Origin of the sequence: Protofrankia sp. CiT1 (genome assembly GCF_917627335.1) — a bacterium.
Classification (GTDB): Bacteria; Actinomycetota; Actinomycetes; order Frankiales; family Frankiaceae; genus Protofrankia.
Window position 1 is genome coordinate 1 of the sequence record NZ_CAKJTP010000135.1, and the last position, 8,570, is coordinate 8,570.

The following is an 8,570-nucleotide window of genomic DNA, read 5'->3' on the forward strand; positions in this document are numbered from 1 at the left end:
GACGCGGCTCGCCGGCCGAACCCAAGACTCAAAACAAGCTCTTTGGCGCGCGCCGATCGCGGTTGACGCGGACGGGCATTGACTGATGACTATTGGCGGCTGCTGAGTGCATGCGGTTTTGAGCACATGGGGTTTGAGCGGTCGAGCAGCTGAGAATGGTACCGCGCGCTTCGCGATCCCGCGGGCACCGGCCATCGCTTTGCGGCTTCCCGCGACACCACCCGGTCACGCTTCGCCGCGGGATCCTGCTTGTTGTCATCGGCCGGTTCCCAAGGGCAGTGCCGCATTCCTGCGCCGGCTTGTCGGGCCCGGCTCGGATGAGCCGCCCCCTGACCGAGTTTTCTGGCGCTAGCACGGTTGTGATCATTTTGTTTTTGGCGGACGAGCTTGAGATCCGCGACGGGCCTGTGGTAGCAATAACGCTCATTCCGCCATGCGATTATATTCACAGTTTTCAGGAGTCTGGTTTTTTTGTTGAACGTATATCTTTCGTCTTTGGTATCAAAACCGGACAATACGGCGTCGGCGACTCGAATCGATGCGCGACTGGTCGTGTGCGCACGCGGGTCGTGGCGGCTTTCCGGTGCGCTCCCGCGGCCTGTCAGGTCACGGCTTTTGGTGGGAAAAATATGATCTTACTAGGGCGTCGGAACGCGATGTCCCTGCTGGTTGCCGGGATGCTCGCTCTCGCCGGGGCTGCTTGCGGCACAGGGGCGGTGGCGAATAGTGAGACTACGGACGCGACACATGAGGCCGGCGGTAAGATCAGGACCGGTGTCGGCGTTTCGGATGATGTGATCACGCTCGGTGTGCTCACTGACCTGTCGGGAGTATTCAAAGGGCTTGCGAAGGATCTGACCGATGCGCAGCGACTTTACTGGGACCGGCGGAACTCCACCGGCGGTGTGTGCGACCGATACAGCGTCGTGCTCGACATCCGAGACCATGGATACGATACCGGCCGTGCGGTGGAGCTCTATGGCCAGCTGAAAGGAAAGGTTCTTGCGATTGAGCAGCTGCTTGGTTCGCCTATGGCGGTAAAGATCGGGCCTCTGATCGAGTCCGACAAGATTATAACAATGGCGGAGACATGGGCGCCGGCTCTCACGGACAACAGGTATTATTCGCTTATCGGCGCAACTTATGACATACAAATAATTAATGGGATCGACTATCTGCTCGGGCAGCAGAAGATCAAAGCTGGCGGCACGATCGGTCACATTTATCACGACAACGAGCTGGGCAGGAGCGCGCTGCTGGGTTCGGCCTATATGGCCAGACAGCATCAGCTCAGCCTGGTCGAGGAGAAGATCGATCCGAACAGGGCCGACATGACCGCGGCGGTGACCGCGCTCGCGGCCAGGAAGGTCAGCGCGATCCTGTTCACCGGCACACCGGCACAGACCGCGTCGGTAGCGAGTGCCGCGAGCCTCCTGGGACTGGACGTCCCGATTCTCGCCAGCAATGTGGGTTTTGTCCCCAGTCTGCTGACGGGGCCTGCCGGCTCCGCGTTGCGGAAGAACCTCTATCTGGCGATGCCGTCCGTCGGTTTTTCGGAGTCGAACGCGAGGGAGCTGCGGGAGGCTTTCGTCGCCACCCACGATCAGCAGTCGCCCACCATCGGCGCGGTGGACGGCTGGTCCGAGGCCATGGTGATGGATCAGCTTCTGGAGAAGGCTTGTAGCAACGGCGACCTGACCCGGGAGGGCCTGCTCGCCGCGAAGAGCAGCATGACCCGAGTCGAGACTGGTGGCCTTGTCCCACCGTTGGACTATTCGCAGCTCGGCGTCTCGCCGACGAAGGCGAGTTACGTTGGACGGGCCTCGGATGTGCCCGGGGGCATCACGATAGTGAGCGGTCCGACAGAAAGTGCTGATGCCGTGCGTTACAGCCGGCCGAAGTAGCCTCCGGGCGGCATCCGAAGGTTTCGCTGGACGTTCGGATGCCGCCCGGAGATACGGATTTCTGCCGGTCGTCGCCGACTATCAGTGATAGTCGGCGCAACTTCATCGATGGAATTCTTTCCAAACGGATTGGCATAAACACCGGCAAAGTTATGCTGATTCCGCTGATGGCTGGCAGCGGGCGCTGGATGATGTTTATCCAGCTGATCGATGACGGTCGGTTGGTTGACGTTCCGACCGGCGGATGATCCGGCCGGCAGGCCGGTCGCCATAAGCGCGCAAGGCGCGCCATGCGCGGGCCGGCCACCGGCCGCTTGTATTAAGTCTTGTATTAAGCGTGGTCGCGGATCTCGGTTCGGCCCGCCGCGCGGGCGCAGTGCGCACAGCAGTAGAACTGTCCGTCTGTCTGGGCGCCATGCCCGGAGATTTTTACCCCGCAGTGATCGCAGATCGGCGCCATCGCGTGGATCGCGCATTCGAAGCTGTCGAACGTGTGCACCGCGCCCTGGACGTGTACCTCGAAGCTCATCTCGTAGTCATTGCCGCAAACCTCGCAATTGCTCATGCTGGCCTCCAGATGTCGTGCTCTCGCCGTTTCCATCCCCGCTGTTGGGCGGGTTCATAGGGAGCGTGCTGTACCGGCGGCCAGATCGCAGAACGTGTCCTCGGCGAGGCTGCTTGCACGCAAAAAGGGGAAATCCTCGGCAGGTGTTCAACGTCGGTACAGCGGCCCGGCGGCCCGGGGGTGCCTGCCGGGCGTGCGGGCCATGCCGATGGATGAGCGCCAGCGGCCCGGCGGGCCGGGGGCGCCTGGCTACTGCGGCCGGCCGTCCGCGACCACTGAGGACGAGATCGTTCTTGATCGTTACCGGCTCCGCATCCGGTACGCGTGGTACCGCCGCGTCACGATCGCGATCGCTCTTTCGGGGCTGGCACCAATGCGCGAGCGGCGGCGGGATGCGATCGTCAGTTGGTGCCGCCCACCGTGCTGATCGTTGATGATCATGCGGATTTCCGTGCGGTCGCGCGGGTGCTTGTCACCCGCGGCGGCTTCCAGGTCGTCGGGGAGGCCGCCACCGGCGGTGAGGCGTTGGCGGCGGCGGCGCGGCTGCGTCCACAGGTCGTGTTGCTCGACGTGGGGCTGCCTGACATCGATGGGTTCACGGTCAGCCGTGAGCTTGTCCGGCTCGACCCGACAGTCAAGATCGTGTTGTGCTCGGTGCGCGGGCGGGGGGACTACGGCCCGCAGGTCGACACCTGCGGAGCGGGTGGCTTCCTGACAAAGTCGCGGCTGTCGGCGGAGTCCTTCACCAGCGTCGTCGCCGCATGCTGACAACCGCGACGGTCGGCCGCCCGTCGCGTTGCCGGCGGCCGCTCACCGCTGGGCTCGCAGATAGGTCAGGACGGCCAGGACCCGACGGTGATTGTCGGGTTCGGGCGGCAGGTCCAGGCGGGTGAAGATGCTACGGACGTGTGCCTCGACGGTCTTGTGGGTGATGAACATCCGCTCGCTGATGGCCCGGTTGGAGCGGCCTTCGGCCATCAATGCCAGGACTTCGTGTTCGCGTTCGCTCAGGGTGGCGAGCGGGTCGGTTCGCCGCCGGTTGCGCAGCATCAGCGCCACGACGTCCGGGTCGAGCGCGCAGCCCCCGGCGGCGACCCGCCGCAGCGCCTCCACGAAACCGGCCGGGCCGGTCACCCGTTCTTTGAGCAGGTAGCCCACGCCGCGGGCGCTACCGCCGAACAGGGCCGGCAGGTGGTGGGACTCCAGATACTGGGAGAGCAGCAGGACACCGATCTGTGGATGGTCCCGGCGCAGCGCGACCGCGGCGTCCAGGCCTTCGGTGCGGTGGTCCGGCGGCATGCGGATGTCGACTACGGCGAGGTCGGGGCGGGCCGTGGCGACCGCGTCTACCAGGCTGGTCGGATCGCCGACCTGTGCCACGACCTCGAAATCGTTGCGCCGCAACAGTCCGGCGATCGCCTCCCGGATGAGCACGGCGTCGTCGGCCAGCACCACCCGGATCGCGCCGGGCGGCCGGGACGGCGCGCCGGCGGGTCGTACAGCCGGCGGGCCGGTCATCGGGCTTGCCGGCGGGCTTGCCGGCGGGTCGGTCATCGGGCCGGTCATCGCCGGCCGGGCGCGGGAATGACGGCGGTGATCGACGTGCCCTCACCGAGAGCACTCTGTACCGTTAGCTGGCCGTTCAGCGCGGTCACCCGGTCCCGTAGGCCACGCAGGCCGGTTCCGTCGTCGAGGTTGGCTCCGCCGAGCCCGTCGTCGACGATGCCGACCCGTAGCTGGTCATCCCGGTGTTCCATCGTCACGCGGATCCGTCCGGCGCCCGCGTGTTTGAAGGCGTTGGTCAATGCCTCGGCGACGACGAAGTAGCCGGTCGCCTCGACCGCCGCGTCCAGCCGGGGCAGGTCGGTGGGCGCGGCGTCGACGTCGACCGGCGCCGGGGCCCGTGCCGCGAGTTCCGCGACGGCGGGTAACAGTCCGGCGTCGGTGAGGATGGCCGGGTGGATGCCGCGGGCCAGTTCGCGCAGCTCGGCCATGGCGGCGTCGAGCCCGGCGGTGCCACTGGCCAGCAGTCCGGCTGCGGCGTCGTCGATCTTCCCGTCGAGGTGTTGCTGGAGCAGCCGTAACGTCAGGGTGGCCGTGACCAGCCGTTGCTGCGCGCCGTCGTGCAGGTCCCGTTCGAGCCGGCGCCGTTCGGTGTCGGCGGCGGCGACGATGCGCAGCCGGGAGGCCCGTACCTCGGCGAGCTGTGCCCGCACCTCGGCCGCGAGCCGCTGGTTGTCCAGGCCAGCCCGGCCGCGGCCGTCACCGCCGCCAGGATGTGCGGGTCTTCCCGTAGCGCCGGGTCGTGGAGCAGGGCGGCGACCCGCCGCCCGTCGCGTTCCACGAGCCTGACGTCGCGCGCTTGGCCGGGGCCGGGAAGCGTCACCACCGCGCCGTCCGCGTCGACGAACTCGCTGGTGTCCGCACGCCAGTAGGCGACCTGCAGGGAGGGGTCGCCCAGCGCCCGTGCCAACGCCCCGCGCAGCTCGGCGGCCGGCCGCGGTTCGGTCAGCCCGGCCAGCAGGTCCCCGACCGCGGTCCGGCCGAGGCGCACGCGCAGCACGCCCGCCAGGAAACCCAGCGGCAGCAGGCAGAACGCGGCCATGTACACCCACAGGAACAGCTGCCGCACCGGGTGCGGCAGGTCGAGGGCTCCGTCAAGGACCGTCACACCGCCGCCTATCAGGCCGGTCACGAACACCGGCGCAAGGACCCGGCGCAGCGGGGGTCCGGCCGTCATCCACCGGCGTACCAGCATGGCCGTCACCGCCAGGGCCACGGCCGCGCCGGTGATCTCCTCCGCTTGTTGCAGCGCGTCGGACCACGCCCGGTTGTCCGTCACCATCAGCAGGTTCGATCGGACGCCGTACCGGGTTGGTGGAGCGTAGAACAACGTCCGGACCAGCGGCAGCCCGAACACGACGGCGTAGGCGGCACCGGCGAGCGCACGTTCGCCCCGGGACGCCAGGGCGCCCGTCGGGAACGCCAGCACGAGGTGGGCGGCGAAGCCGCTCGACGCCATGGTGAGCAGGAAACCGGCGGAATACACCCAGCCGGTGCGTGACAGCTGCACGTCCTCGGCGAACAGCCCGATCCCGACTGCGACCATCAGGCTTCCCACCCGGTTGGCGGGCCGGCGGTAATGCGCCAGCACCCCCGCGCCGACGAACTCCATCCCGCCGACACAGCCCACCACCGTGGTGGCCAGCGGGTGGGTGCCGTCCCGCAGCTTGAACATCAGCACGGCCACCCCGAGCACGACCCCGCACGCTGCCAGGACATACACCCACGTCCCGTCGGCGTGGTGACTGCCCGCACGCGTGTGTGAAGGCCGGCCGACGACGGTGCCCGCCGTCCCCTCGACGCTCACACAGTGATCGTTTCAGCGCGCTGCGCACCAGTCAACGACGAATACGGCTCTGAGGCAGGTCAAGAAGCCGACAGCCCGCGCGCGAGCGAGGACACGCAGCGGTCGGACACCACCCGTGTCATGCCCGGTTGTTGTGGATCGTCAGCTCGATGTGGGCGCGCACCGGCCAGGCATCCGGGGAGCGGACGAGGTCGACGATGTGCAGGTAGCCGGGGTCGGCTTCGTTCGCTTTCGGTGGGACGTCGAAGGTGTCCGTCTGCTGCCAGGGGTCGTCGTCGTCCGCCTTGAGGCGGGCCCGGCAGGTCACCCGGATGGACCGGTCGGGTTGGATCTCCAGGTCGCAGCTGTACTCGGCGTTGCCCCAGTCATCGACCCGCTGCGGCGGCGCGTTGACGGTCCGCCGCAGGCTGTGTTCGCGCTGCTGGGCGAAGGCGGGGTTGTCCGGCGGGAAGTAGTCGAGGCCGAGGTAGACGACCTCGGGCTGCACGTCCGGATGGTCCCACCAGTCCGTGCCGATGGCGTACCGGTTGACGAGGTCCATGTGCGCACCGATGATCACTTCGCGGCGGGAGTCCGGCGGCTCGTGCAGCTCGAAGTCCAGCTGCACGGCGCCGCCGAGGGGCAGCCGCACCGGCCGGCCGGGCGCGGTCAGCCACAGGCCGCTGACCGGATGGCGATAGGTCGCCTCGGCCCAGTAGAGACCCTCGGGCAGCCCCTCCCGTGAGTACGTTCCGCCCTGCCCGGTGCGCAGCTTCCGGCTGCCGATCCTGACCCTGGCGTGGGCCACCCCCTGACCCTGGAAGGTCACTGTGCCGTAGACGGCGCAGCTGCCGAGGGACAGCGTCCACACGCTCGGGGGCGGTGCCGCGTCCGTCCACTCCGGTGGTTTGAGCCGGATACGGTCGTTGGAGCCGTACAGGCCGTGGACGACTTGGTCGTCCTCGTAGGTCGGCGGCGCCCAGAAGGCGACGATGTCGTCCGGGCTGACGGTGTAGCCCTCGCCCGGCGACGTCCACTGGTCGCTGTCCTTCGCCGTCCACTGGCAGTCGTCGTTCGCCAGCGCGTTGCACATCTGGTTGGCGACGTCGCTCGGCATGTCTGTGAGGATCACAACGAGCCGCCTCAGCAGCTCGGAACTGATGCCGAGCAGGAGGGCGGCCTGCGGCACGGTGAAGACGCTGAGCAGCTTGAGCAGGCTCCAGATGCTGTGCGCCGGCCCGTCGGTGCCGATGAGCTGGTCGAGCTGGGCGTTCAGATCGGTGGCGTCGGCGATCTCGTCCAGGACGTCGGTGCGGAGCCGGTCGTACAGCCACTTCGCCGCGTCCAGCCGCTCCTGCGGGCGGTAGAAGTACAGGCCGTCCCGTGTCGACGGGTTGATCTCATCTGTCAACGGGTGACGGACGAAGTAGGAGGGGCAGCCCGCGCGGTCATCGTCGCGGTGCTTCCGGTCCGGCCGGCCGTCGAGAATGATCCGCGGCGCTGGCGGGGTGCTGGCGGTCGCGCGGATGTTCGCGGCCTGGACCGCCAGCCAGACGAAACTCGAGCAGACCATCGCCCGGGTCGACGGTGTCGGCACCGCAGGCCGCCGTCCGATGCATGGGCTGGCGGTGTCCGGGATGGTCGTTTCCAGTGTGACGACGCCGTTGTAGGTGTCGTCGAGCCCGATCTCGGCGCGGGTGTAGGCGTAGAAGCGGTAGTGCCCGCGCAGCGCCTTCGCCGCGTCCGCGACCCGCTCGAGCGCGTCACGGACCCGGTCGGTCTCCCACTGCTGGCACGGTTTCACCACCAGCGGCCAGACGATGTCCATCCGGCGGCTGCCGTCGGGCTGGTCCACCGGCAGCCAGGCCGGGGTGAGCGTGATCGCGTCGATGAAGTAGGCCCGGCCGCTGTGCGGGTCATACTCCGCCCACGCCGGGTCGGGGGCGGTCTTGCCGTCGGTATCCGTGACCGTGGGGCGCTCGTGCGAGGCCGCGTAGACCCGCTCGACGGTCTGAGTGATCGTCCCCGGCCAGCCGTGGCGCAACGGCAGTTCTTGAAAGCCGTCGGTCGGTGCGTCGTTGAGTTCCGGGACGAACGGCAGCGGGATGCCGAGCCCGGGATCGCCCTCGCTACCGGCGCGGTGCGGGAACCGGCGCAGCCGTTCCTCGCTGAACGTCACATGCCGTAGCTCGACCCGGTCCCTCGTCATGATCGCCACATGGCTGAACGACTGCGGCGGGTGCACCTGCGACAACAGCCCGCCGATCAGACCCGATGGCCCGCCCGGCACGACAATGACGTGCCCTTTCTCGGCGTTGTCGATTCGCCATGGCAGCGCCTGTTCCACCGGCCGGTCATCGGTCAGCTGGGCGGTGACTCGCGGGTCGGCGCAACACGCTGGCTGGTCGACCAGCCCGGCGCCCTCCGCAGCCGGGGTCCCCAGAATCGCCCGCACGCCCGGTTCGAGGTCGTCCTCGGTCGGCACCGGCCCGGCCTGGCGCGGCGGCGGGCACGGCAACAGCTGCGGCGGATCCGGCGACATCTCCTCATCCCCTCCCACTGGCGAACGCCAGCCGTCCACGGCCAGCGCCTCCGGCAAGACTTGGCCGCGTGAAGGCTGCGGCTCAGAAAGCGTAGCGGCGGATTACCGCGTCGGCGGCCCACGTCGCCCTTCGATCGACCAATTCGACGACCTGCTTATCGCCTGCCTCTGCCCCTGCCACGCGACGTCCGGCTGCCGCACAGTGCTAAG

8 protein-coding genes are annotated in these 8,570 nt (G+C 68.2%); 3 read left to right on the forward strand and 5 right to left on the reverse strand.

The genetic code is table 11. The annotated features are described in order from the left end of the window. The first annotated feature begins 629 nt into the window (after positions 1 to 629). A complete protein-coding gene (locus MJ785_RS17300; protein ID WP_239308771.1) occupies positions 630 to 1,904 on the forward strand; it encodes an ABC transporter substrate-binding protein in 1,275 nt (424 codons plus the stop codon). A 38-nt stretch (positions 1,905 to 1,942) separates the two neighbouring features. Then, entirely contained in the window at positions 1,943 to 2,152 is a 210-nt protein-coding gene (locus tag MJ785_RS17305) for a hypothetical protein (protein ID WP_239308772.1), read from the forward strand. Between the two features lie 83 nt (positions 2,153 to 2,235). Here MJ785_RS17305 and MJ785_RS17310 read toward each other — a convergent pair whose 3' ends face one another. Beyond that, positions 2,236 to 2,469 (reverse strand): hypothetical protein, encoded by a 234-nt coding sequence (locus MJ785_RS17310; protein ID WP_239308773.1) that lies wholly within the window; start codon positions 2,467 to 2,469, stop codon positions 2,236 to 2,238. A 408-nt stretch (positions 2,470 to 2,877) separates the two neighbouring features. Between MJ785_RS17310 and MJ785_RS17315 the strand changes: the two genes are divergently transcribed. Beyond that, a complete protein-coding gene (locus MJ785_RS17315; protein WP_239308798.1) occupies positions 2,878 to 3,237 on the forward strand; it encodes a response regulator transcription factor in 360 nt (119 codons plus the stop codon). 42 nt (positions 3,238 to 3,279) lie between these two features. On the opposite strand, the gene MJ785_RS17320 is transcribed toward MJ785_RS17315, so the two are convergent. From MJ785_RS17320 to MJ785_RS17335, 4 genes are all read right to left on the reverse strand, one after another. Further along, entirely contained in the window at positions 3,280 to 4,023 is a 744-nt protein-coding gene (locus MJ785_RS17320; protein ID WP_370652970.1) for a LuxR C-terminal-related transcriptional regulator, read from the reverse strand. Between the two features lie 8 nt (positions 4,024 to 4,031). Beyond that, positions 4,032 to 4,649, reverse strand: a complete 618-nt coding sequence (locus MJ785_RS17325) for a sensor histidine kinase (RefSeq protein ID WP_239381799.1) — start codon at positions 4,647 to 4,649, stop codon at positions 4,032 to 4,034. Then, entirely contained in the window at positions 4,556 to 5,839 is a 1,284-nt protein-coding gene (locus tag MJ785_RS17330; RefSeq protein WP_239381791.1) for a hypothetical protein, read from the reverse strand. The genes MJ785_RS17325 and MJ785_RS17330 overlap by 94 nt, the downstream gene beginning before the upstream one ends. Positions 5,840 to 5,957: 118 nt before the next feature. After that, a complete protein-coding gene (locus MJ785_RS17335; RefSeq protein ID WP_239381793.1) occupies positions 5,958 to 8,360 on the reverse strand; it encodes a carboxypeptidase-like regulatory domain-containing protein in 2,403 nt (800 codons plus the stop codon). Between the last annotated feature and the right edge of the window lie 210 nt (positions 8,361 to 8,570).

What these genes read in the sequence shown, in the direction of transcription:
- MJ785_RS17300 (WP_239308771.1), top strand. Translation starts at nt 630, where the DNA reads ATGATCTTACTAGGGCGTCGGAACGCGATGTCCCTGCTGGTTGCCGGG.
- MJ785_RS17305 (WP_239308772.1), top strand. Translation starts at nt 1,943, where the DNA reads ATGCCGCCCGGAGATACGGATTTCTGCCGGTCGTCGCCGACTATCAGT.
- MJ785_RS17310 (WP_239308773.1), bottom strand. Translation starts at nt 2,469, where the DNA reads ATGAGCAATTGCGAGGTTTGCGGCAATGACTACGAGATGAGCTTCGAG.
- MJ785_RS17320 (WP_370652970.1), bottom strand. Translation starts at nt 4,023, where the DNA reads ATGACCGACCCGCCGGCAAGCCCGCCGGCAAGCCCGATGACCGGCCCG.
- MJ785_RS17335 (WP_239381793.1), bottom strand. Translation starts at nt 8,360, where the DNA reads ATGTCGCCGGATCCGCCGCAGCTGTTGCCGTGCCCGCCGCCGCGCCAG.